The sequence below is a fragment of the Ectorhizobium quercum genome (genome assembly GCF_026552795.1).
Lineage (GTDB): Bacteria > Pseudomonadota > Alphaproteobacteria > Rhizobiales > Rhizobiaceae > Ectorhizobium > Ectorhizobium quercum.
In genome coordinates this window covers 11399-34466 of the sequence record NZ_JANFPI010000003.1, presented here as the reverse complement: position 1 = coordinate 34466, position 23068 = coordinate 11399, and the positions used below count along the sequence as shown (strand labels likewise).

The window sequence follows — 23068 nt, the reverse complement described above, 5'->3', positions numbered from 1 at the left end:
GTGGAAACGACAGGGACGGCGGGTGATCCCGCCACGGCCATCGGCCGCCGCGAGCATGCCGAGATCGTCATCGCCGCCGATAAGGTCGATGCGCTGGCGGCGACGCTCGATATCGAGACGCTGCCGGGGGAGGGCAGGGAACTGCCGCCCGGCTGGCACTGGATGTTCTTCAATCCGTTCGTGCGCCGCAGCCGGCTGGGACCGGACGGTCATCCGCAGCGTGGCGGCTTTCTTCCGGAAACCGGGTTGCCACGTCGCATGTGGGCGGGCGGGCGGCTGACCTATCGCGCCGCAATCCCGGTCGGCGCCCGAGTGAGGCGTGAAAGCGAGATTGCCTACGTCGTCGAAAAGACCGGTGGCAGCGGCCGGCTGGTCTTCGTCACCGTGCGCCACATGATCTCCCACGAGGGCATCGTTGCGGTGGAGGAGGAACAGGACATCGTCTATCGTGCTCCCGCCGCGCCGGATGCGGCGGCGCCGCGATCCGTTCCCGCGCCTGAAAACCCGGTCTGGTCCGAGAGGATCGTCCCGGACCCCGTGCTTCTCTTCCGCTATTCCGCGCTCACCTCGAACGGGCACCGCATTCACTACGACCAGCCCTATGCCCGCCAGGAGGAGGGCTATCGCGATCTCGTCGTTCACGGGCCGCTGATCGCCACGCTTTTGCAGGGCCTTGCCGGCCGGGCCCGACCGGACGGGACCCTGCGGCGGTTCGAGTTTCGCGCCGTCGCGCCGCTGTTCGTCGACCGGGCGTTTAGGATCGAGGCGGCGGAAAGCCCGGAAGGGCTTTCGCTCTGGGCGCGCGGGCTTGAGGGCGAACTCGCCATGCGTGCCGAGGCCCGTTTCGCGACAGGGGACGAGGCGTGATGACGGCCGTGCCGCACAGCTATCTGTTCGTGCCGGGCGACCGGCCCGAGCGTTTCGCCAGGGCTGCCGGCTCCGGTGCGCATCGCATCGTCCTCGACCTCGAGGATGCGGTGGGGCCGGACGCCAAGGAGGGCGCGCGCGCCCATGTCCGCGCATGGTTCGCATCGGGCGGTGCCGGCGTCGTGCGCATCAACGGTGCCGACACGCCGTGGTTCGATGCGGATCTTGCCGCGCTAGCCGCCTTTCCGGCTGCGGAAATCATGGTGCCGAAGGCGGAACCGGGAAGCCTCGCCCGTGTCGGCGCCATTCTGGCGGATCGTCCGCTTGTTGCGCTCGTCGAAACGGTGGCCGGTCTCGTGGATATCCACGCCGTGGCAGCTTCGGCTTCGGTGACGCGCCTCGCCTTCGGGCATCTCGATTTCGGCGTCGATGCGCGCATGCCCGGGCCGAGTGCGACCTTCGATCCGGCCCGGTTCGAGATTGCGCTCGCCTCGCGCCATGCCGGCCTCGCGCCGCCCATCGACGGCGTGACGGTGGCGCTGGACGATGAGGAGGCCCTGGCGGCGGACGTGGCGCGGGCGCGCAATCTCGGCTTTTCGGCGAAGCTCTGCATCCATCCCCGGCAGGTCGGTCCGGTGAACGCCGCCTTCGCGCCCTCCGCCGATGAACTGGCATGGGCGCGCCGCATCATGGCCGCGGTCGGGGAGAGCCGGGGCAGCGTGGTGCAACTGGATAAGAAGATGGTCGATAAACCCTTGGTGGATCAGGCCAGGGCAATCTTGGTCTCCGCATCCGCATTCGACCGTTAGGTGTTTGATCCCGGAGTTTGATGGTGTGATCTTTTCCGCCGAATGGAAGGAAGCACTATGGGCCAGATAGGCCACGACCGCGCCACGTCCACGCCCGCAATCCGAGCTGCAATACAGCGGTCGAAAGCTTCGACCGCGGAACTGAGCCGCAGATATGGCATCAATCCGAAGACGGTTCTGAAGTGGCGCAAGCGGGCAACGGTCGAGGATCTCAAGACCGGACCGAAGGAGCCGCGTTCAACCGTTCTCAGTGAAGAAGAGAGGCGATTATCATTGCGTTTGGGCGGCACACGCTACTGGCGCCGGACGATTGCCTCTACGCTCTTCAGCCGACAATCCCGCATCTGACGCGATCGTCATTGCATCGATGCCTGCAGCGTCATGGGATTTCAAGACTGCCGGATGTGGATGGCGACAAGCCATCGAGGAAGACGTTCAAGGCCTTCGCAGACATCCCGAAGAACCGCAACGGACCAACCGCACGGTTCCGGGGACATCCGTTCGACCGGGCACACTGGCGACACGGCATCGAGCCAGGCTGACCAAACCCAAGCATCCCTGGACGAACGGCCAGGTCGAGCGGATGAACCGGACAATCAAGGAGGCAACCGTCAAACGTTATCACTGCGACAGCCACGACCAGCTCCGCAGTCATGTCAGAAATTTCGTCTCGGCATACAATTTCGCCCGCCGACTCAAGACCCTCAGAGCTCCCACACCTCATGAATTCATCTGCAATGTCTGGACTTCGCAGCCAAAGAGATTCACCCTGAATCCGATCCATCAAATCCTGGAACTGAACACCTAGAATTCGTGTGCCCAGGGCGGGTTTGCGCCGGCGCGCGACACCGTGGCGGCTGCGACCTTCGCTCCGAAGGTCAGCGCCTCGGTGAGCGGCTCGGCGGTCAGCGCCGCCACGGCGGATTTGGAAAGCCGGCCCTGGCGGTCGAGGCTGGCCAGCACGCCGGCATTGAACGTGTCGCCCGCGCCGACCGTATCGACCACCGCGACCTTCAGCGCCGGCACGCTCACTTCGGCGTCCTCGCCGAAATAGGCGGTCGCACCCTCATCGCCGTGGGTGACGATGACGATGGCGGCGCCGGCGAGACGCAATTGCCCGGCCTTGACCCGCAGCGGATCGCCGCCCGGAAACAGCCAGGCGAGATCGTCGTCCGAAACCTTCACGATGTCGGTGGCGGCCAGCATCCGCCAGAGCCTGTCGCGGTAGAGCGCGATATCCTTGATGAAGCCCGGGCGGATATTGGGATCGAGCATCACGGTCCGCGACGCGCCATCCCGCGCGAGAAGGGCGGCGTAGGTTTCGGCTCCCGGTTCGACGGCAAGGCTGATGCCGCCGAAATAAAGCGCGGCCGCCTCGCCGGAAACGGGCGGCAGATCCTCCGGAAGGATCATGCGGCCGGCGGAATTCTCATCATAGAAGGTGTAGGTGGCCTGTCCGTCCACCAGGTGGACGAAGGCCATCGTCGTGGGCCTGTCGGACAGGATGACGCGCGACGTATCCACATGGCTGGCGCGCAGGGCTTCCGCCAGCTTCCGGCCGAACAGGTCGGTGGAAAGCCCCGTGACCATGCCGGCATCGACACCGAGCCGGCCGAGCGCGATCGCCGTATTGAAGACGGCGCCGCCCGTATGCGGAACGAAGCCGTCGGCGCCGGAGACGGTCGGCATCGGGATCATGTCGATCAGGGCTTCGCCGCAGCACAGAATCATCGCTCGGACCTCGTCGTTCACTGGGTTTCGCGGATGGCGGGATAAGCCGCCCGGAACTTGCCATAAGCCGTGTCGAAAGCGCCTGCAAGGGCCGTGTCGGGGGCAATTTCGATTGCGGTTTCGGGCGGCGTCATGACGGTCTCCGGCAAGGCGCCCGTCGCCGCGGTGAGCCCGAGCCGCGCCGCACCCAGCGCGGCCCCGAATTCGCCCGCCCGCGGCAGGACCAGCGCCGTGCCGAGCACCGTGGCGATCAGTTCCACCCAGTAGCGGGAGGCCGCGCCGCCGCCGATGACGAAGAGACGGTCGAGCCGCGCGCCCGTCGCCCGCAGCGCCTCGGCGGAATCGCGCAGACCGAAGGCGACGCCTTCCAGCACCGCCCGGGTCAGGTCCTCCACCGTGGTGTCGGCGCCCAGTCCCGTCAGGCTGCCGCGGATTTCCGCATCGTTATGGGGCGTGCGTTCCCCGGAGAGATAGGGCAGGAAACGCACGCGGCCCGGCGGGAGAAGGGGACCGTCGAGCCTTTCGGTCAGTTCCGCGGGCTTGCGGCCGGTGATGCGCGCAAGCCAGTTGAGACTGTCGGTGGCCGACAACATCACGCCCATCTGGTACCAGCGACCCGGCACGGCATGGCAGAAGGTGTGCAGCGCCGTCTCCGGGGCAGGGCGATAACCGTCCCGGGCGGCCAGCAGCACACCGGACGTGCCGAGCGAAACGAAACCCTGGCCTTCCGAAAGCGCGCCGATGCCGCAGGCGGCCGCTGCATTGTCGCCTGCGCCGCCGGCCACGACGACCCCGGAGCCGACGCCCCACCGGGCCGCGAGATCGGGGCGCAGCGTTCCCGCCGCCTCGCAGCCTTCGACCAGATCGGGCATCTGGTCGAGACGCATGTGCCCGGCTTCCAGAAGTTCCTCCGACCAGCGCCGTGCGCCGACATCGAGCCAGGACGTGCCGGCACTGTCCGACAGATCCGCGACGAAACGGCCGGTCAGGTAGAAGTTCAGATAGGCGGCGGGCAGGAGCACCCTGGCGACGCGGGCATGGTTTTCCGGTTCATGCGTCCGCACCCATTCCAGCTTCGGCGCGGTGAAGCCCGGGAAGACGATGTTGCCGGAAAGCGCCCGCACACGCGGCGCCGCGTCGAGAAGGGCGGCCTCCGCGTGGCTGCGGGTGTCGTTCCACAGAATACAGGGCCGGATGACCGCGCCCGATGTGTCGAGGAGCGTCGCGCCGTGCATGTGCCCGGCAACGCCGATGCCTTGCAGCCGGGAAAATTCCGGGTGTGCGGCCTTCAACGTCGCAACCGCCGCCTCGAGGGCGGTGATCCACGCCGCCGGGTCCTGCTCCGACCAGCCGGACCGCGGATGCGACACGGAATAATGGCTCTCGGCGGAACCGATGGCCGCGCCCTTGTCGTCGATCAGCAAGGCCCTGAGGCCCGAAGTGCCGAGGTCGATGCCGAGATAGGTCATGAAGGCTCTACTCCGCGAGATAGGCGTCGAGCGCGGCTTCCATGCCCTTCACATGAATGAGGGACAGCCACCTGACAAAAGCGTCGGCGAAACGCGGCTCATCGGCCAGATCACCGTAGAAGGACCGCATTTCCAGCCACACGCGCGGATCGTCCTTCGCCGCCTTCGCCTTGTCCGTGAGATCCGCCCAGAGGGGATCGTTCGGCTCGACGACCGTGCCGTTCTCGCGCACGCCGACACAATAGCGTGCCCAGGCGGCGGAGACCAGCGCCAGCCCCTCCACCGGCGTTCCCGCCTTCAGCCCGTCGCGGATCGACGGCACGACGAAGCCGGGGTGGCGGCTCGATCCGTCGAAGGCGACCCGGCGCGTCGTATCGGCAATGGCGGTATTGGAAAAGCGCCGGTCGATCAGCTTCACATATTCGCCGGGCGTGAAGCCCGGAACCGGCTGCACATGCGGCACGATCTCCTCAAGCTCCACCTTGCGAAACAGCGCACGCACCTGCGGATGCTCCATGCAGCCGGAAATCGTCTCGATGCCGAGCACTTCGCCGACATCCGAAATCACCTGGTGGCCGCCGTTCAGGATGCGGATCTTCATCACCTCGAAATCATGCACCCGATCCGAGAAGGTCGCGCCCGCCCTGTCCCAGTCCGGGCGGCCGGCGCAGAAATTGTCCTCGATCACCCATTGGCGGAAGTTCTCGTGCGTCACCGGCACGGCGTCGTCCACGCCGAATTCCCGCGCCAGCGCCAGTTCCTTCGGCCCGGTGGCGGGCACGATGCAATCCACCATCGAGTTCGGAAAGGTGCAATGCGTATCGATCCATTCGGCGAGGACCGGATCGGAAAGCCTCGCAAGCGAAAGCACCGTCTGGCGCAGAACGAGGCCGTTGCCCAGAAGATTGTCGCAGCACAGCCCGGTGAAGGGGCCGATGCCGCGATCCCGGCGCAGCCTCAGCGCCGCGACGATGGCCCCGAAGGCGGTGCGGGGCGTTTCGGGATTGGCGGCGTCGTGGACGATATCCGGATGGTCGGCGGCGAAGCCCTTGGTGGCCGGGTCGATATAGTAACCGCCCTCGGTGACGGTCAGCGCCACGATGCGGATGGCCGGGTCGGCCATTCTTTCGATCAGCAGCCCGTTGCCCTCGACGACCGGCACATAGTCGATCATCGAGCCGCTCACCTCCGCCGATTTTCCGGAAGGGTCGAGCTCGATCAGCGTCGTCAGGTAATCCTGCGCCTTCATCTTCAGCCGCTGCGTCTCGTCATACGGGCGCACGCCCGCGCCGACAATGGCCCAATCGGGATTGAGGCCCAGCTCGAACAGGCGGTGCAGATACCAGGCCTGATGGGCACGGTGGAAATTGCCGAGCCCGATATGGACGATGCCGGGCGTCAGCTTCGAGCGGTCGTAGGTCGGTACCCTGACGGAGGAGGGGAGGTCCGTGAGCGTTGCGTTCGAGAGTTTCATGTCAGCTCATCCAGTTTCCGCCGTCGACATTGTAGGTCTGGGCGACGATGTAATCGGCGTCCGGGGTGGCGAGGAAAATCGCCATGCCGGTCAGGTCATCGGCGCGGCCCATGCGCCCGAAAGGCACGGCCTCGCCCACCTCCCGCTTCTTCTGGCCGGGGGCCTTGTTCTCGTACTTCGCGAAGAAGGCGTCGACGCCGTCCCAGTGCTCGCCGTCGACCACGCCGGGCGCGATGGCGTTGACGTTGATGCCGTGCCCGATCAGGTCCAGCCCGGCCGACTGGGTGAGGCTGATGACCGCCGCCTTCGTGGCGCAATAGACGGCGACCAGCGGCTCGCCGCGCCGGCCGGCCTGCGAGGCCATATTGATGATCTTGCCGCCGCCGCCGCGCGCGATCATGTGGCGGGCTACGGCCTGCATGGTGAAGAGCACGCCGGCGACGTTGATCGAAAACACCCGCTCGTAATCCCCGCGCCCGATCTCCACGATGGGCGCGGCGGTGAACAGCGCCGCGTTGTTGATCAGGATATCGATGCGCCCGAGCCTTTCCACGGTTTCGGACACCGCCCTGTCGATGCTTTCCTGCCGGGTCACGTCCATTTCGACGGCAATGGCGTTGTCGCCGATTTCCGCGGCGGCGGCGCGAGCGCGATCCCTGTCGATATCCGCGATCGCCACCCGTGCGCCCTCCGCCGCATAGGCCCGGGCGAAGGCAAAACCGATGCCGCGCGCCGCGCCGGTGATCAGCGCCGTTTTACCTTCCAGACGACCACTCATCGGATGACCGCTCCTTGCCTGTCGAAACGGTGGATATTGGCTTCGGCCGGCGTCAGCCAGACGGTGTCACCGTGGCTGACGGCGACCTCGCCGGAGGTGCGGACATTGATCGTGCCCACGCCTTCCACATGGACGTAACAGAACGTATCCGAGCCGAGATGTTCGGAAACGCCGACCACGCCTTTCCACAGGCCCGTTTCTTTCGATAGCGCGATATGTTCGGGGCGGATGCCGATGGCGTGCGCGCCGTGGCGGGCGGCTTCCTCGCCTTCCACGAAATTCATCTTCGGGCTGCCGATGAAGCCGGCGACGAAACGGTTCACCGGCGTGCGGTAAAGCTCCAGTGGCGAGCCGACCTGTTCGATCCTGCCAGCCTGAAGCACGACGATCTTGTCGGCCATCGTCATGGCCTCGACCTGATCGTGGGTCACGTAGATCATCGTGGTCTTGAGGCTCTGGTGCAGCTCGGAGATTTCCAGGCGCATGTTGACGCGCAACGCGGCATCGAGGTTCGAAAGCGGCTCGTCGAACAGGAAGGCCTTGGGCTCGCGGACGATGGCCCGGCCGATGGCGACGCGCTGGCGCTGGCCACCGGAAAGCTGGCCCGGGCGGCGGTCGAGATAAGGCGTCAGGTTCAGCACGTTGGCGGCCGCCTCGACGCGGCGGTCGATTTCCGCCGTATCCGTGCCCGCCATCTTCAGCGGAAAGGCGATGTTCCTGCGCACCGACATGTGCGGGTAGAGCGCATAGGACTGGAACACCATAGCCAGCCCGCGCCTGGCCGGCGGCACCTCCGTCACATCCCCGCCGTCGATGCGGATCGCGCCGTCCGTCACGTCCTCCAGCCCGGCGATGAGGCGCAGCAGCGTGGACTTGCCGCAGCCGGAGGGGCCGACGAAGACGACGAACTCGCCGTCGTCTATGGTCAGGTCGATGGACGGAATGACCTCGACATTGCCATAGGTCTTGTGAACCTTTTCGAGAGTGATGCTTCCCATGTCTTACCTCACTTCACCGCGCCGAAGGTCAGGCCGCGGACGAGTTGTTTCTGGCTGAACCAGCCCATGATCAGGATCGGCGCGATCGCCATCGTCGAGGCAGCGCTGAGCTTGGCGTAGAACAGTCCTTCGGGACTTGAATAGCTTGCTATGAAAGCCGTCAGCGGCGCGGCATTCGCGGCCGTGAGGTTCAGCGTCCAGAAGGCCTCGTTCCAGGCCAGGATGATGTTGAGCAGAAGCGTGGAGGCGATGCCGGGCACCGCCATCGGCGTCAGCACGTAAAGGATTTCCGCTCTCAGGCTTGCGCCGTCCATGCGGGCGGCTTCGAGGATCTCGCCCGGAATCTCGCGGAAATAGGTGTAGAGCATCCAGACGATGATCGGCAGGTTGATCAGCGTCAGCACGATGACGAGGCCGACGCGCGTATCCAGAAGGCCGGTATCGCGGAAGAGGAGATAGAGCGGCACGAGAACGCCGACCGGCGGCAGCATCTTGGTGGAAAGCATCCACATCAGGAGGTTCTTGGTTTGCTTGCCCGGCACGAAGGCCATCGCCCAGGCGGCCGGAATGGCGATCAGGAGGCCGAGCAGCGTGGAGCCGAGCGAGATCACCACCGAATTCATGAAGTGGCGGAAATAGTTCGAGCGCTCCTGCACCGTGATGTAGTTCTCCAGCGTCCAGTGGAAGTTCAGGAAGAGAGGAGGGTCGGCGATGGCGTCGGCCTCCGTCTTGAAGCTGGTCAGCACGGTCCAGAGGATCGGGAAGAAGATCGCCAGCCCCACGGCCCATGCGAGGACCGTGACGACGAGTTTGGTTCTGGTCTTGACGGTGCGCGCCATTGGCTCAGGTCTCCAGGTTCTTGCCGATCATCCGCATCAGGAAGATCGCGACGATGTTGGCGAGCACGATGGCGACCACGCCGCCCGCCGAACCGCCGCCGACATCGAATTGCAGAAGAGACTGGGCGTAGATCAGGAAGGTCAGGTTGGTGGATGCCGTGCCCGGGCCGCCATTGGTGGTGACGAGGATTTCCGCGAAGACCGAAAGCAGGAAGATCGTCTGGATGAGGATCACCACGGTGATGGCGCGGGCGAGATGCGGCAGCATGATGTGGTAAAAGCGCGACAGCGGGCCTGCACCGTCCATCTCGGCGGCTTCGAGCTGTTCCTGATCGAGCGATTGCAGCGCCGTCAGAAGGATCAGCGTCGCGAACGGCAGCCATTGCCAGCTGACGATTCCGATAATGGAGGCGAGCGGAGCCCGTGCGAGGAAATCGTAGGGCTGGAGCCCGAGGAATTTCGCGGCGTGGGCGAACAGGCCGTTCACCGGATTGAGGAACATGTTCTTCCACACCAGCGCGGAAACCGTCGGCATGACGAAGAAGGGCGCGATCACGAGAATGCGCACCGCGCCCTGCCCGAAGAAGGGCTGGTCGAGCAGTAGCGCCAGCAGAATGCCGCCGATGACGGTGATCGCCAGCACGCCGCCGACGAGCAGCAGCGTATTCCTCAGCGCGTCGAAGAAGGCCGGGTCGGTCAGGAAGAACTGGTAGTTCGACAGTCCCGCCCACTCTTCCATGCCCGGCATGAGCAGGTTGTAGCGCTGGAAGGAGAAGTAGAGCGTCATCGCGAGCGGCACGATCATCCAGCCCAGAAGCAGGAGAACTGCGGGCGAAATCATCAGCCTGGCTGCGGTGCGGGAATGCTTCGTCGCCATAAGTTTGCCTCGGCTTTCAGGGGCAGTTCCGGGAAGATGGGTTTACGAACGGAATTGCCCGGCGAGTGAAAACGGGCCGGACCCGGGCGGACGGTACAGGCCGCAGCTTCCCTGCTCCATCATCCTCGGGCATGACGAAGGAGAGGCGGCCAGTCCGAGGCGGTTCCGGCGAAAACGCCGGCGCCCGAGAGGGTGAGCGCCGGCGAGAGGCGAGGGGGTTACTTGATGTAACCGGCCCTCGTCATTTCGCGCACGGTCAGCGTCTGCGCGCTTTGGAGCGCCTGTTCCGCCGTGACCTGGCCGGCAAGCGCCGCCGAGAACTGCTGGCCGACCGCCGTGCCGATGCCCTGGAATTCGGGAATGGCGACGAACTGCACGCCGACATAAGGCACCGGATCGACGGTCGGCTTGGTCGGATCGGCCGCGTTGATGGATTCCAGCGTCATCCGGGCGAAGGGCACCTTGGCGTATTCGGGATTCTCGTAGAGCGAGGTGCGGGTGCCCGGAGGCACGTTCGCCCAGCCTTCCTTTTCGGCGACGAGAGCGAGATATTCCTTGGAGGTAGCCCATTCCACGAAGGTCTTGGCGGCATCCGCCTTCTGCGTGCCCGCCGGAATGCCGAGGTTCCAGGCCCAGAGCCAGTTGCCGCGCTTGCCGAGGCCCTTGTCCGGAGCCAGCGCGAAGCCCACCTTGTCGGCCACCCTCGAATCGTTCGGGTTGGTCACGAAGGAGGCCGCGACGGTGGCGTCGATCCACATGCCGCACTTGCCCGACTGGAAGAGGGCGAGGTTTTCGTTGAAGCCGTTCGAGGACGCGCCGGGCGGACCGTAATTGTTCATCAGGTCGAGATAGTCGGTCAGCGTCGCCTTCCAGGCCTCGCCGTCGAATTGCGGCTGCCAGTTCTCATCGAACCAGCGGGCACCGTAGGAGTTGGCCATCGCGGTCAGGAAGGCCATGTTCTCGCCCCAGCCGGCCTTGCCGCGCAGGCATATGCCGTACTGCTCCTTGCTCTTGTCCGTCATCTTGGCGGCGGCGTCCTTGATGAAGTCCCAGGTCGGCGCGTCGGGCATTTCCAGCCCGGCCTCCTGCATGAGGTCGGTGCGGTACATCACCATCGAGGATTCGCCGTAGAACGGTGCGGCGTAGAGCTTGCCCTCGATGGTCAGGCCGTTGCGGATGGCGGGCAGGATATCGTTGATGTCATAGCTGTCCGGCAGGTCGCTGAGGTCGGTCAGCCAGCCGCGCTGGCCCCAGATCGGAACCTCGTAGGTGCCGATGGTCATGACGTCGAACTGGCCGCCCCTGGTGGCGATGTCCTGCGTCACGCGCTGGCGAAGAACGTTCTCTTCGAGCGTGACCCACTGAACCTTGATGTCCGGATGCTTTTCGTTGAAGTCGCTCATGAGACCCTGCATGCGGATCATGTCGCCGTTGTTGACGGTCGCGACGGTGATCGTGGTCTCGGCGAAAGCGGCAGTGGAAAGCGCCGAAAGAGCGCACGCGCCCATCAGAGCGCGAATAACCTGTTTCATGATTTCTCCTCCCAGAGAATTGAGCAATTGCTCACGCTATGAATAATTACTCGCATCCAGACGGGTAGATTGTCAAGGGCGTTTCTCACAACTCCGCGTGAGGCAGCGTCCGGGGTCTGGTCAGGGGGACAGGAGGGCCCTGGCGGTGGTTTCGTCGGTAATCAGTCCCGAAAGCAGCTTTCCGGTCAGCGCTGCGCGGAGCGGCGGCAATTTGGTGGCGCCCCCGGCGATGCACAGCACGGACATGCCCTTGGTCGGCACGCGCACGCCGACGATGCGGCTGTTGATCGGGTGGTCGAGATAGACGCCATCGCGGTCGAAGATATTGCCGAGCATCTCCCCGACCGCGCCGGCGGCGGCCAGTTCCGCCTGTTCCGCCGGCGTGATGAAGCCGTCGACCAGAAGCGGCGCGTCGGGACCCATCTGGCCGATGCCCACGATGGCGAGATCGGCGGCGGTGGCCAGCGCCCGCGTTGCCCGCACATGCGGCAGACTGCGGAAAAGCTCCAGTTCTTCCGGCGAGCGGGCGACGACGGGAATGGACATCTGGTAGTGCGGCGCGGCCGTCTTTTCGGCAAGGCGCATGATCACTTCGTAGAAGGAGGCGGAACCGTCCGGCGCGACATTGCCGATCAGCGACACCAGCTTGTGATGCGAGCCGTCGATGGACTGCATGTGCTCCACCACCATGCGCAGCGTGCGCCCGGTGCCGACGGCGATGGTGCGTATCCTTTCGCCAAGGAAGATGCGTTCGATGACCGGGGCCGCGAACGCCGCAAGGCCGCCGAGCGGATCGCTTCCCTTGCCGGCATCCGGCGAGACCCAGGCCGAGGCGAGCCCGAAACGGGCCTTCAGCCGGCGCTCCAGTTCCAGACAATTGGCGATCGGATGGTCGATGCGCACCCGTATCAGCCCTTCCGAGGCGGCGCGTGCCACGAGCCGTTGCACCCGCTGGCGGGAAATGCCGAGTTCGCCGGCGATCTGGTCCTGCGTCAGCCCGCCGACGAAGGAGAGCCACGCGGCGCGCGCGGCAAGATCGCGGGGGGAAAGGTCGTTTTCGGTCTCGGTCGCCCTGGCCATCGTCTTACCTGCCGATTTCCGTCGTCTGCCGCCTCAGGTCCGGAACGAGCCGGAAGAAATCCGCAAAGGAGGCAAGCACCCGGTGCGGCGTCGCGTCGGGACCGGCGGGAAGATCCATTCCGGCCAGATGGCTGCCGCCCGTGAAGCGCCAGACCTGCATGCCCGCCGCCAGTCCGCCCTGGATGCCGGGCTCGGAATCCTCGATGACGAGGCAACGCTCGGGCGCGACGGCGAATTTCGAGGCCGCGTGCAGAAAAATATCCGGCGCGGGCTTGCCGCGCGCCACTTCCGAGGCGGTGGTCGCGCGGTCGGCGAAAAGCGTGTCGAGCCCGGTGATGGAGAGCGAATGCCTGAGCCGTTCGGGGCTGGAGCTGGTGGCGAGGCAATAGGGCACGGCAAGCTGCGCGATCACCTCGCGCACATGCGGCATGACGGTCAGGCCTGCGCGGAACGCCTCGACCAGACGGGCGCGGTACTCGGCTTCGAAGCCCTCCGGCAGGGTGATGCCGAAATCGGCCCTGATCCGGTCCACGGCGATGCGATAGCTGCGCCCGAGGAAATGCGTGGCGACATAGGCGTCGTCGATGGAAACGCCGACCTTTTCCAGTTCGGCGACCAGCGTGCGGGTGGCGATGACCTCGCTATCCACCAGAACGCCGTCGCAATCGAAGATCACCAGTCCGATACCGTGCAACGCCATGCCTCCATCATTCCACGTTTTCCCGAGTTGGTACCCGAAAGGCGTCTGTCATTCCATCGCAAAGAACGGAAATCGCGCTGCGAGCCATCAACGCCGGCCCTGCCTTTCCCAAGAGCGCCCGGCATGCTTGACGCGAAAATCGAACGACGAGGCTCCTGAACATTCAAGGGCACGGACATAGCGTAGCAGCGAATGCTGCTGTGGTCAGGACGCTCCGACGATGAATATCTCCCGCCAGAGGTATCTTCATCGAAGAATTGTGAAATCCCGGGACTGCCAATGCCGGTGTTGCTTAAAGAGCAGTCCGTAGCTATTTAAACTTGGTACGCCATAATATAGAAAGCCGTTTCCCGTTTTTCAGTTCGCCAATGCGTCGCGAAAGCGGGATGCGCCTAACGAGGTGATGCCATGACTGCTGCTTCGCGGGGAACCGCCATTCGCGTTGAGCGCCCAACAAAAACACTGAGGGAACTTGCTCTCGACAAGGTGCGCGATGCGATCGTGGACGGCTATTTCCGACCGGGGGAGCGTCTGGTCGAACGCGACCTGTGCGCGCAACTTGGCGTCAGCCGGACGATCGTGCGCGAGGTTTTGCGGCATCTCGAATCCGAAGGTCTCGTCGACAATCTGCCCAACAAGGGCCCGATCGTTGCGCGGCTCGATCTCGACGAGGCGAAGCAGATTTATGAAATTCGCGGCGCACTGGAGGGAATGGCGGCGCGCCTTTGTGCGGAGCGTCGCGATCCGGCGATTGTCGAGGCTCTGGAGACCTCGTTGAAAGGCATTCGGAAGAGTTACGTCGCCAAGGATATGCCCGGCGTGCTCGCGCATACGTCGTCCTTCTACCAGACCTTGTTCAGCAAGGTCGACCGGTCCGTCGCATGGGGTGTCGTCAATCTCCTGACAGTGCGGATCAATCATCTTCGTTCGATGACGATCAAGACGAAGAACCGCGATATCGAAGGTCCGGCGCAGATGGAAAAGATTGTCGAGGCGATCCGGCAAGGTGATGGAGAGGCCGCCTACAAAGCCGCCCTCGATCACGTTGCGAGCGCGAGCGCAATCGCCGAAGCCGTTCTTATCGCTCAAAAATCAGTCGAATAACGCATTGCCGACCACGTCCGGATCGAATGTGCGGCCTCTTCCTCCGGACGTCGCATTTTCTTCCGAATGTTCTAATTAGGCATATATTACAACCGCTTGAAAAATCGGAATGGCCGCTTATTGACATCATAATTCGTTTAGTGTGATGGTATGCCATAATGAATAATATAAAAGAGCGGAGCGTAGAAATGAACTGGAACCTGAAGTCCCGGAAATGTTCGGTTGCGCGTGCCCAGGCTTACCTGGGGGGAGTCGCGATGGCCCTGCTTGCCGGTGTTGCCGTTGCCCAGGACTGCACGCCGAAAATTGCCGACGACCATCTCATCAAGGCCGGTCATCTGGTCATGGCCACCAGCCCGACCCTGCCGCCGATGGCCTATGCCGATCAACAGGGTGTTCTCAAGGGACTTCGCATCGAACTCGGATACGAGATCGCCAAGCGCCTCTGCCTGAAGCCTGAATATATCAGCACCGAATACGCAACGATGGTGCCGGGTTTGCAGGGCGGTCGCTGGGACATGATCAATGCCGGGCTTTTCGTGACTGCCGAACGCCGCAAAATTCTTTTCATGATACCTTATGAAAATCTCGCGATCAGCATTTCCACGTCTGTCGGCGCCTCCGATCCCATCACCAAGGTGGACGATCTGGCCGGCAAGACCGTCAGCACCGATATCGGCGGTTATGCCGAGCGAAAAATCAAGGAATTGAACGAGGACTTCAAGAAGCGCGGGCTGGCGCCGATGAACATCAACCTGTTCGACAACTACGCAACCGTTTATCAGGCATTGCGTGCCGGGCAGGTGGAGGCTGCGGTCTCGATTGATCCGGTTGCCAAACAGTATCAGGATCGCGGTGAATTCACGCACGCGCTTTCGGGCATGTATCCCACCCCGGGTTCGCTTTCTTTCGGCAGCAAGGACGTGGCCGACGCCGTTTCCGAGGCCATGAAGGAAATGAATGCTGACGGCACGCTCCAGACGTTAATGGGCGGCTATGGCGTGAGTATAGCGCCCGGTGATCTCGCCGTTCTCGGCCCTGAAGGCTGAAATCTCTAAAATCTGAACGTTGATCGTGGCGTGGCTCTTCTGCCGCGACGGTCCCCGCATGAACTGGAGAAAGCCGTGAGGGGTTGGAACTGGGAAGGTTTCTTCGAGTATTTGACGAACTATTATCTTTTCGAGGGCGCGCTGGTCACGCTCGGCCTGACGGTGTTCGCCATGACGGCGGGGCTGGCAATGGGTTTCGTCATCGCGGTGATGCGGATGTCCAGATACCGGTTCCTTTCCGGCCCGGCGTATTTCTACACCTGGATCTTTCGCGGCACTCCGCTTCTGGTTCAGCTTATCATCATCTACACCGGCCTGCCGCAGATCGGAATCAAGCTCACGGTTCTGCAATCCACTCTGATCGGTCTGTCGCTCTGCGAGGCTGCCTATCTGTCCGAGATTGTCCGGGCGGGCATTTCCGCCGTTCCCAAGGGCCAGATCAACGCCGCCCGCGCCATCGGCATGACCGAGGCGCAGGTCATGCGCTACATCGTTGCGCCACAGGCGTTCCGCATTATCATCCCGCCGCTCGGCAACTCCGTGAACGGCGTTCTCAAGACGACTTCGATCGCTTCCATCATCTCGATGGAAGAGCTTTTGCGCCGCACGCAAGTCCTCATCCAGGAGAAGTTTCTCGTCCTGGAACTGTTCATGGTCGCGGCCCTTTATTATCTCGCCATGACGACCGCCTGGGAGCTTATCCAGCGCCGCATCGAGCGGCGGTTCGGCAAGGCTTACGGCTCCATGTCGGCTGACGCACACTAGGGAGCGGTCCGATGTCTCAGACAAGCAGCATGATCGAGCTTCATTCCGTCAACAAATGGTACGGGCCCCATTTCCAGGTTCTCACCAACTGCAACCTCAATGTCGCCAAGGGCGAGGTCGTGGTGATCTGCGGGCCGTCCGGGTCGGGCAAGTCGACGCTGATCAAATGCGTTAACGCCCTTGAGACGGTCGGCAACGGCATCATCATCGTCAACGGTGTCGAGGTGACGGACCCGAAGACCGATATGCCGAAGTTGCGCTCCCGGGTCGGCATGGTTTTCCAGCATTTCGAGTTGTTCCCGCATATGACGATCCTCGAGAACCTGTGCATCGGGCAGGAAAAGGTTCTGGGGCGCTCGACGGCCGAGGCGCACGCCAAGGCGAACGCCCTGCTCGATCGTGTGGGCCTGACGGAGCAGGCGAAGAAATATCCGGGCCAGTTGTCCGGTGGCCAGCAGCAGCGTGTGGCGATCGCCCGGGCACTGGCGATGGACCCGGTCGCCATGCTTTTCGATGAGCCGACGTCTGCGCTCGATCCGGAAATGATCAACGAAGTTCTCGATGTCATGGTTTCGCTTGCGCAGGAGGGCATGACGATGATGGTCGTGACGCATGAGATGGGCTTCGCCCGAAAGGTGGCGGATCGCATCGTTTTCATGGATAGGGGCGAGATCGTCGAGATCGGTGAGGGCGACAGTTTCTTCACCAGTCCCAGGACGGAGCGCGCGCGCTCGTTCCTGTCGAAAATCCTGGCGCATTAGGCTTTCGGCCGCCTGCCCACGACAACCAAGATGAATCGGCGGAGACCCGTAATGATAAACCGTGTCTTAATGCCTCGTGAAATGCTCATTGGTGGCGGCAGCCGCTTCAGGCTGCCTTCCCTATTGAAGTCCCTGGGTGTGTGCCGTCCGCTACTGGTTTGCGATCCGGTCATGCAGAAACTCGGCCACGCCGGTGTGCTTTTGCAGGTGCTCGAAAAAGACGGCATCGATGCCGCGGTTTTTTCCGAGGTCGTGGAGGATCCGACGGATATCTCCGTCACGGCCCTGGTGAAGCGCGTGTCCGGTGGCGGCCACGATTGCCTCGTCGCGCTTGGCGGCGGCAGCGCGATGGATACCGCCAAGGCCGGGGCGATCGTTGCGACGAGCGGAGAGGATTTGAGACGGCTCAAGGTTCCGCGGATCGTCGACTTCGCGGCGATGCCCGTCATCGCGGTTCCGACGACGTCCGGGACGGGATCGGAAGTGACAAGGGCCGCGGTCGTCACGGATACGACAGCGAGCGAGAAGATGCTCATTCTCGGAACCGCCGCGCTGCCCGTTGCGGCCATCGTCGACTATGAACTGACGTTGACTTGCCCGTATCGCGTGACTGTCGATACCGGCATCGATGCCCTGACCCATGCGCTCGAGGCTCTGGTCAACCGCAACGGCAACGCACATGCCGAGGCGCTGGCGCTGTCTGCCCTGAAGCTGATCGGGGCGAACCTGGAAAAAGTAGCGAACAATCCGGACGACCGGGACGCGCGGGAGGCGATGATGCTCGGCGCGACCCATGCGGGTCTTGCCGTCTCGAATACGTCAACGGCCCTGATTCACGGACTCAGCCGGCCGATTGGCGCCTTCTTCCACGTTCCGCATGGAATGTCGAACGCGATGGTCCTGCCACTCGTGACGCGATTTTCCCGCGGTTTCGCCATGCGGGAATACGCCGCTGCCGCGCATGCGCTCGGTTACGCAGATGCAGCAGACAGCGACGAGGCCGCCAGCAGCAAGCTGGTGGACGCATTCATTGGCCTGAACGATCGGCTCCAGGTGCCGACCCTCGAGGAATACGGCGTCGACAGGGTGCGCTACTTCGATCTTTTACCGGAAATGGTCCGGCAGGGACTTGCTTCCGGAACGCCGGCCAACAATCCCCGTGTGCCGAGCGAAGCGGAAATGGCGCGTCTGTACGAACTCGCCTATGACGGCCGTACAGACGGATTCTAAGAAACAAGTATCTGAAATTATTCTGCCTTTCATCGTTCGGGCCAGGCGGCATATCGATGCTTGACAGAGGAATACTATGGCATACCATAAGACAAAATAATGGAGAGAACGCTCATGCCCATCCAGATTCGCAAGACGCTGCTTCAGGTGGAAACAACGCTCATGGAGGGAGGCAAGACCGCGCCTGTTCCCCTGAAGCTTTTCTGCGCCTTCGCGGTCGTGAAGAACCCCTGGGCCGGACAGGGTTTCGTCGAGAATCTGAAGCCGGAAATCCACGCTGCCGCTCCCGTTCTCGGCGAGCTTCTGACCGGAATGATCATCGATGCGGTCGGCTCCGGCGAGGCGGTGGAAGCCTATGGCAAGGTTGCCGTCGTCGGTCTCGATGGTGAGGTCGAGCATGCCTCGGCGCTGATCCACACGCTGCGCTTCGGCAATCATTACCGCACCGCCGTCGGCGCGAAGTCCTACCTTGCCTTCACCAACACGCGCGGGCCGGCGAACACGGCCATCATGATCCCGCTCATGGACAAGAACGACGAGGGCCGCCGCTCCCATTACCTGACGATCCAGACCTCCATTCCCGATGCACCCGCTGCCGACGAGATTGTCGTCGGTCTCGGCGCTTCCGTGGGCGGACGCCCGCACCACCGCATCGGCGACCGCTACCAGGATCTGAAGGATCTCGGTCAGGACGTCGCCAATCCCGCTGGCGTTTAAGGCGATGGAGCGGACAATGGCGGTCGCCACCTTGCCGGACCAGACCGTCCCGATCCCGGTCTTCGAGCGTCGCATTGCCGCGAACGGCGCGGCGTATCACGAATGCGGCAAGGGCGAGCCGCTCGTTCTCATCCACGGTGTCGGCATGCGTCTGGAGGCATGGGCGCCGCAGATCGAGGTGTTCGGCGCCACGCATCGGGTGATTGCCGTCGATATGCCCGGTCACGGCCAGAGCGCGCCGTTGCCTCCCGGCAGCGATCTTGTCGCCTTCGTCGCCTGGTTCGGCGCGTTTCTCGATGTGCTGTCCCTCGACCGTGTGAACGTCGCGGGACACTCGATGGGAGCGCTGGTTTCGGGTGGTGCGGTCGCCGTCTTTCCGGAGCGCATTCGCCGCGTCGCTCTCCTGAATGGCGTCTTCTGCCGCGACACCGCAGCGAAGAAGGCGGTTCTTGCCCGCGCGGCCTCGATCGAGGCGCACGGCATCGATGTGGACGGTCCGGTGCAGCGCTGGTTCGATGACGGCGAGGCGAGCCGGAAGCCGCGCGCGTTGACCCGCGCCTGGCTGAGCGGCATGGACCGGCAGGCCTACGCCACGGCCTACGGCGCTTTTGCCGGCGGTGACGCGACCTATGCCCATGAATGGGCCGGGGTGAAATGCCCGGCGCTGTTTCTCACCGGCAGCGGCGATCCGAATTCGACACCGGACATGGCCCGTCAGATGGCGGCGCTTACCCCCCGCGGTGTGGCGCGCATCATTCAGGGGCACCGGCACATGGTCAATCTGACCGCCGCTGAAGCCGTCAATGCCTTGCTGCGCGAATGGCTGGCAACTCCGGAGCCCGCATCATGACCCGGCCTTTCGATCCACGTGCCCTGCGTTCCGCCTTCGGGGCCTTTGCCACCGGCGTCACCGTCGTCACGACGATGGACGAGGAGGGCAGGCCGCTCGGCTTCACCGCCAACTCCTTCACCTCCGTGTCGCTCGATCCGCCGCTGTTGCTCGTCTGTCTGGCGCGCACGTCCCGCAACTTCGAAACCGTGACGACGGCGCGCGGTTTTGCGGTCAACATCCTCGCCGATACCCAGAAGGACGTCTCGAACACCTTCGCCCGGCCTTGCGAGGACCGGTTCGTGAGCATCGACTGGAGCGCGGGGCCCTGTGGCTCGCCGGTGCTCGCCGGAACGGCGGCGTGGTTCGATTGCAGCCTCCGGCAGGTCATCGAAGCCGGCGATCACGCGATCCTTCTCGGCCGGATCGAGGCGTTCGAAAACAGTGACCGCAACGGTCTCGGCTATGTGCGGGGCGGATATTTCGTGCCGACCCTGGCGGAGAAGGCGGTCTCCGCCGCAACGGAGGGCCGTCTTCGGCTGAGCGCGGTCATCGAACGCGACGGGGCCATCCTGCTGTTCGGCGACGAGCGGAAAATCCTGCCGGGATGCGATGTCGAGGGTGGCGAGCCGCTCGGGGCGCTTCAGGCCGCGCTGGAAAAACTCACGGGCCTGCCGATCACCATCGGCTTCCTCTACTCCGTCTATGAAGACCAGAAGGACGGTCGCCAGCATATCGTCTACCGCGCCTTCGCCGGCGAGGGCGCGCCCGGCGGCGGGGCTTTCATTCCCCTCGGAAGTCTCGCCGCCCAATCCTTCGACAGTCCGGCGACGGCCGACATCGTCACCCGGTTTTCATCGGAAAGCCTGCAGGGCAATTTCGGCGTCTATTTCGGCAACGAAACCAGCGGGCGTGTTCACGCGATTGCCAGAAAGGCATAGAAGGCCATGAAGATTTCGCTTTTCGTCCACATGGAACGGCTGGATGCCAGCCAGACGCACAAGGAACTCTATGACGAGTTCGTTCAACTGTGCGAGATCGCCGACGAGGGCGGCATGCACGGCATCTGGACGGGCGAGCATCATGGCATGGATTTCACCATCGCCCCGAATCCCTTCGTCAACATCGCCGATCTGGCCCGCCGCACGAAGACGGCGCGCCTCGGCGTCGGAACGGTGATCGCGCCGTTCTGGCATCCGATCAAGCTCGCAGGCGAGGCGGCGATGACCGACATCATCGCCGATGGCCGTCTCGAACTCGGCATCGCGCGCGGTGCCTACTCTTTCGAATACGAACGCCTGCTTCCCGGTCTCGACCCGTGGGGCGCCGGCCAGCGCATGCGTGAACTCCTTCCCGCCGTGAAGGGCATCTGGGCCGGCGACTACGCCCATGACGGCGAATTCTGGAAGTTTCCTTCCACCACGTCCGCACCGAAGCCGTTGCAGGAGAACATTCCGCTGTGGGTGGCGGCGCGCGATCCGAACTCGCACGAATTCGCGGTCGCGAACGGCTGCAATGTGCAGGTGACGCCGCTGTGGAACGGCGCTCCGGAGATCGAGAGCCTGATGGGCCGCTTCAATGCCGCGTGCGAAAAAGCGCCGGATGTGGCGCGCCCGAAGATCATGCTGCTGCAGCACGCCTATGTCGCCTCGGATGCCGCGGATATCGAGCAGGCGGCCAGGGAAATCAGCGTTTACTACAATTATTTCTTTGCCTGGTTCAAGAACGAGCGCCCTATCCATCAGGGGCTCATCGAGCGTCTGAGCGAGGAAGACATGGCCGCCAACGCCAACCTGTCGCCCGAGGTGATGAAGACGAACCTGCCCATCGGCACGGCCGACGCGGTGATCGCCAGCCTGAAGGCCTATGAAGACATGGGCTACGACGAATATGCCTTCTGGATCGACACGGGCATGAGTTTCGAACGCAAGAAAGCGTCGCTCGAGCGCTTCATTCGCGACGTCATGCCGGCATTCGAGGGGTAAGGGATCATGCAGCGCTTCCAGCTTTATATCGATGGAACCTTCGAGGACGGAGACGGCGGATTCGAGAGCCTCGACCCGGCGACCGGTGAAGCATGGGCCGTGATGCCGGAGGCGCGCGAGGCGGCGGTGGACAAGGCGGTCGATGCCGCGCACCGGGCCCTGCACGAAGGGCCCTGGGCGAAAATGACCGCCACGCAGCGCGGCCAGCTTCTCTACAGGCTTGCCGATCTCGTGGCCGCCAATGCGAAGGTGCTGGCCGAGCTCGAAACCCGCGATACCGGCAAGATCATCCGTGAGACCTCCACGCAGATCGCCTATGTCGCCAATTACTACCGATATTATGCCGGTCTTGCCGACAAGATCGAAGGTTCCTTCCTGCCGATCGACAAGCCGGACATGGACGTATGGCTCCGCCGGGAACCGGTCGGCGTGGTCGCGCTGGTCGTGCCGTGGAACAGCCAGCTTTTCCTGTCTGCCGTCAAGGTCGGGCCGGCGCTCGCCGCCGGCTGCACGCTGGTGCTGAAAGCCTCGGAGGACGGGCCGGCGCCGCTGCTCGAATTCGCCCGACTCGTCCATGAGGCCGGCTTCCCGCCGGGCGTCGTCAACGTCGTCACCGGCTTCGGCGCCACCTGCGGCGCTGCGCTCACCGGCCATCGGAACGTGGCGCATATCGCCTTCACCGGCGGGCCGGAATCGGCGCGGCACGTGGTGCGCAATTCGGCGGAGAACCTTGCCTCCACCTCGCTGGAACTCGGCGGCAAGTCGCCCTTCGTCGTCTTTGCCGATGCGGATATCGAAAGCGCCGTCAATGCACAGGTGGCCGGCATTTTCGCGGCCACCGGACAGTCCTGCGTCGCCGGCTCGCGCCTCATCGTCGAACGCTCGATCAAGGACGATTTCCTGGCGCGGCTGAAGGTCAAGGCCGAGGCCATCAGGATCGGAAGTCCGCTCGACATGGCGACGGAAGTCGGCCCGCTCGCCACCCGCCGCCAGCAGGATCATGCCGACCGGCTGGTCCAGGCTTCGGTGGCGGCCGGCGCGAGGCTCGTCACCGGCGGCGTTCGCCCCGAAGGACCGGGCAACTATTATCCGCCGACCATTCTCGATTGCGACGATATCGCCTCTCCCTCGCTCGAACAGGAGTTTTTCGGACCGGTTCTTTCGGTCGTCTCCTTCGAGACGGAGGCGGAGGCGCTGCGGCTCGCCAACGATACCCGCTTCGGGCTTGCCTCCGGCGTCTTCACGCAGAATCTGGCGCGTGGCCATCGCATGAGCCGGGCGATCCGCGCCGGGATCGTCTGGCTGAATACCTATCGTGCCGTCTCGCCGATCGCGCCCTTCGGCGGATTCGGGCTTTCCGGCCAAGGCCGCGAGGGCGGCATGGCGGCCGTGCTCGACTACACCCGCACCAAGACCGTCTGGCTCGATACGTCGGATGCGCCTTTCCCCGACCCCTTCGTGATGCGGTGAGCCC

22 protein-coding genes and 1 pseudogene are annotated in these 23068 nt (G+C 63.9%); 13 read left to right on the top strand and 10 right to left on the bottom strand.

Annotated features, from left to right (window positions below; translation table 11 throughout):
- The 3 genes and pseudogenes from NOF55_RS08785 (at position 1) to NOF55_RS08775 (ending at position 2484) form a co-directional block, all read left to right on the top strand.
- Complete coding sequence (locus tag NOF55_RS08785; RefSeq protein ID WP_306410993.1) at positions 1-867, top strand: HTD2 family dehydratase; 867 nt, start codon at positions 1-3, stop codon at positions 865-867.
- The gene (locus NOF55_RS08780) at positions 867-1676 is read left to right on the top strand and encodes an HpcH/HpaI aldolase/citrate lyase family protein (protein WP_306410992.1); all 810 of its coding nucleotides are present in this window, start codon (positions 867-869) and stop codon (positions 1674-1676) included. The genes NOF55_RS08785 and NOF55_RS08780 overlap by 1 nt, the downstream gene beginning before the upstream one ends.
- A 57-nt stretch (positions 1677-1733) precedes the next feature.
- Positions 1734-2484 (top strand): annotated as a pseudogene (locus NOF55_RS08775) (integrase core domain-containing protein).
- Here the strand turns inward: NOF55_RS08775 and NOF55_RS08770 are convergent.
- The 10 genes from NOF55_RS08770 to NOF55_RS08725 form a co-directional block, all read right to left on the bottom strand.
- On the bottom strand, positions 2481-3407 hold the full coding sequence (locus NOF55_RS08770) for a carbohydrate kinase family protein (RefSeq protein ID WP_306411673.1): 927 nt from the start codon (positions 3405-3407) through the stop codon (positions 2481-2483). The pseudogene NOF55_RS08775 and the gene NOF55_RS08770 overlap by 4 nt on opposite strands.
- A 17-nt stretch (positions 3408-3424) precedes the next feature.
- A complete protein-coding gene (xylB, locus tag NOF55_RS08765) occupies positions 3425-4876 on the bottom strand; it encodes a xylulokinase (RefSeq protein ID WP_306410991.1) in 1452 nt (483 codons plus the stop codon).
- Between the two features lie 7 nt (positions 4877-4883).
- Positions 4884-6350, bottom strand: coding sequence for a mannitol dehydrogenase family protein (locus tag NOF55_RS08760; RefSeq protein WP_306410990.1), 1467 nt, complete (start codon positions 6348-6350; stop codon positions 4884-4886).
- A 1-nt stretch (position 6351) separates the two neighbouring features.
- Positions 6352-7128: an L-iditol 2-dehydrogenase gene (locus NOF55_RS08755; RefSeq protein WP_306410989.1), complete on the bottom strand. Its 777-nt coding sequence runs from the start codon at positions 7126-7128 to the stop codon at positions 6352-6354.
- Complete coding sequence (locus NOF55_RS08750) at positions 7125-8126, bottom strand: ABC transporter ATP-binding protein (RefSeq protein WP_306410988.1); 1002 nt, start codon at positions 8124-8126, stop codon at positions 7125-7127. Before NOF55_RS08750 ends, NOF55_RS08755 begins: the two co-directional genes overlap by 4 nt.
- Positions 8127-8134: 8 nt before the next feature.
- Positions 8135-8965 carry a carbohydrate ABC transporter permease gene (locus tag NOF55_RS08745; protein ID WP_306410987.1) on the bottom strand — a complete coding sequence of 277 codons (831 nt, stop codon included), beginning with the start codon at positions 8963-8965 and terminating at the stop codon, positions 8135-8137.
- Positions 8966-8969: 4 nt separating this feature from the next.
- Complete coding sequence (locus tag NOF55_RS08740) at positions 8970-9842, bottom strand: carbohydrate ABC transporter permease (RefSeq protein WP_306410986.1); 873 nt, start codon at positions 9840-9842, stop codon at positions 8970-8972.
- A gap of 218 nt (positions 9843-10060) precedes the next feature.
- Entirely contained in the window at positions 10061-11374 is a 1314-nt protein-coding gene (locus tag NOF55_RS08735) for an ABC transporter substrate-binding protein (protein WP_306410985.1), read from the bottom strand.
- A 120-nt stretch (positions 11375-11494) separates the two neighbouring features.
- Positions 11495-12454, bottom strand: a complete 960-nt coding sequence (locus NOF55_RS08730; RefSeq protein WP_306410984.1) for a sugar-binding transcriptional regulator — start codon at positions 12452-12454, stop codon at positions 11495-11497.
- A 4-nt stretch (positions 12455-12458) separates the two neighbouring features.
- A complete protein-coding gene (locus NOF55_RS08725) occupies positions 12459-13154 on the bottom strand; it encodes an HAD family hydrolase (protein WP_306410983.1) in 696 nt (231 codons plus the stop codon).
- 408 nt (positions 13155-13562) lie between these two features.
- Between NOF55_RS08725 and NOF55_RS08720 the strand changes: the two genes are divergently transcribed.
- From NOF55_RS08720 to NOF55_RS08675, 10 genes are all read left to right on the top strand, one after another.
- Positions 13563-14258, top strand: a complete 696-nt coding sequence (locus tag NOF55_RS08720; RefSeq protein WP_306410982.1) for a GntR family transcriptional regulator — start codon at positions 13563-13565, stop codon at positions 14256-14258.
- Positions 14259-14446: 188 nt separating this feature from the next.
- Positions 14447-15307, top strand: a complete 861-nt coding sequence (locus tag NOF55_RS08715; RefSeq protein WP_306410981.1) for a transporter substrate-binding domain-containing protein — start codon at positions 14447-14449, stop codon at positions 15305-15307.
- A gap of 75 nt (positions 15308-15382) precedes the next feature.
- Complete coding sequence (locus tag NOF55_RS08710; protein WP_306410980.1) at positions 15383-16072, top strand: amino acid ABC transporter permease; 690 nt, start codon at positions 15383-15385, stop codon at positions 16070-16072.
- Between the two features lie 29 nt (positions 16073-16101).
- Positions 16102-16833: an amino acid ABC transporter ATP-binding protein gene (locus NOF55_RS08705; protein ID WP_306411672.1), complete on the top strand. Its 732-nt coding sequence runs from the start codon at positions 16102-16104 to the stop codon at positions 16831-16833.
- A gap of 51 nt (positions 16834-16884) precedes the next feature.
- Positions 16885-18063, top strand: coding sequence for an iron-containing alcohol dehydrogenase (locus NOF55_RS08700; RefSeq protein WP_306410979.1), 1179 nt, complete (start codon positions 16885-16887; stop codon positions 18061-18063).
- A 114-nt stretch (positions 18064-18177) separates the two neighbouring features.
- Complete coding sequence (locus NOF55_RS08695; protein ID WP_306410978.1) at positions 18178-18780, top strand: amino acid synthesis family protein; 603 nt, start codon at positions 18178-18180, stop codon at positions 18778-18780.
- Positions 18781-18796: 16 nt separating this feature from the next.
- Complete coding sequence (locus NOF55_RS08690) at positions 18797-19630, top strand: alpha/beta fold hydrolase (RefSeq protein WP_306410977.1); 834 nt, start codon at positions 18797-18799, stop codon at positions 19628-19630.
- The gene (locus NOF55_RS08685) at positions 19624-20550 is read left to right on the top strand and encodes a flavin reductase (RefSeq protein ID WP_370868973.1); all 927 of its coding nucleotides are present in this window, start codon (positions 19624-19626) and stop codon (positions 20548-20550) included. The genes NOF55_RS08690 and NOF55_RS08685 overlap by 7 nt, the downstream gene beginning before the upstream one ends.
- A 6-nt stretch (positions 20551-20556) precedes the next feature.
- Positions 20557-21594 (top strand): LLM class flavin-dependent oxidoreductase, encoded by a 1038-nt coding sequence (locus NOF55_RS08680; RefSeq protein ID WP_306410975.1) that lies wholly within the window; start codon positions 20557-20559, stop codon positions 21592-21594.
- A gap of 6 nt (positions 21595-21600) precedes the next feature.
- Positions 21601-23064 carry an aldehyde dehydrogenase gene (locus tag NOF55_RS08675; protein ID WP_306410974.1) on the top strand — a complete coding sequence of 488 codons (1464 nt, stop codon included), beginning with the start codon at positions 21601-21603 and terminating at the stop codon, positions 23062-23064.
- Positions 23065-23068 lie beyond the last annotated feature (4 nt).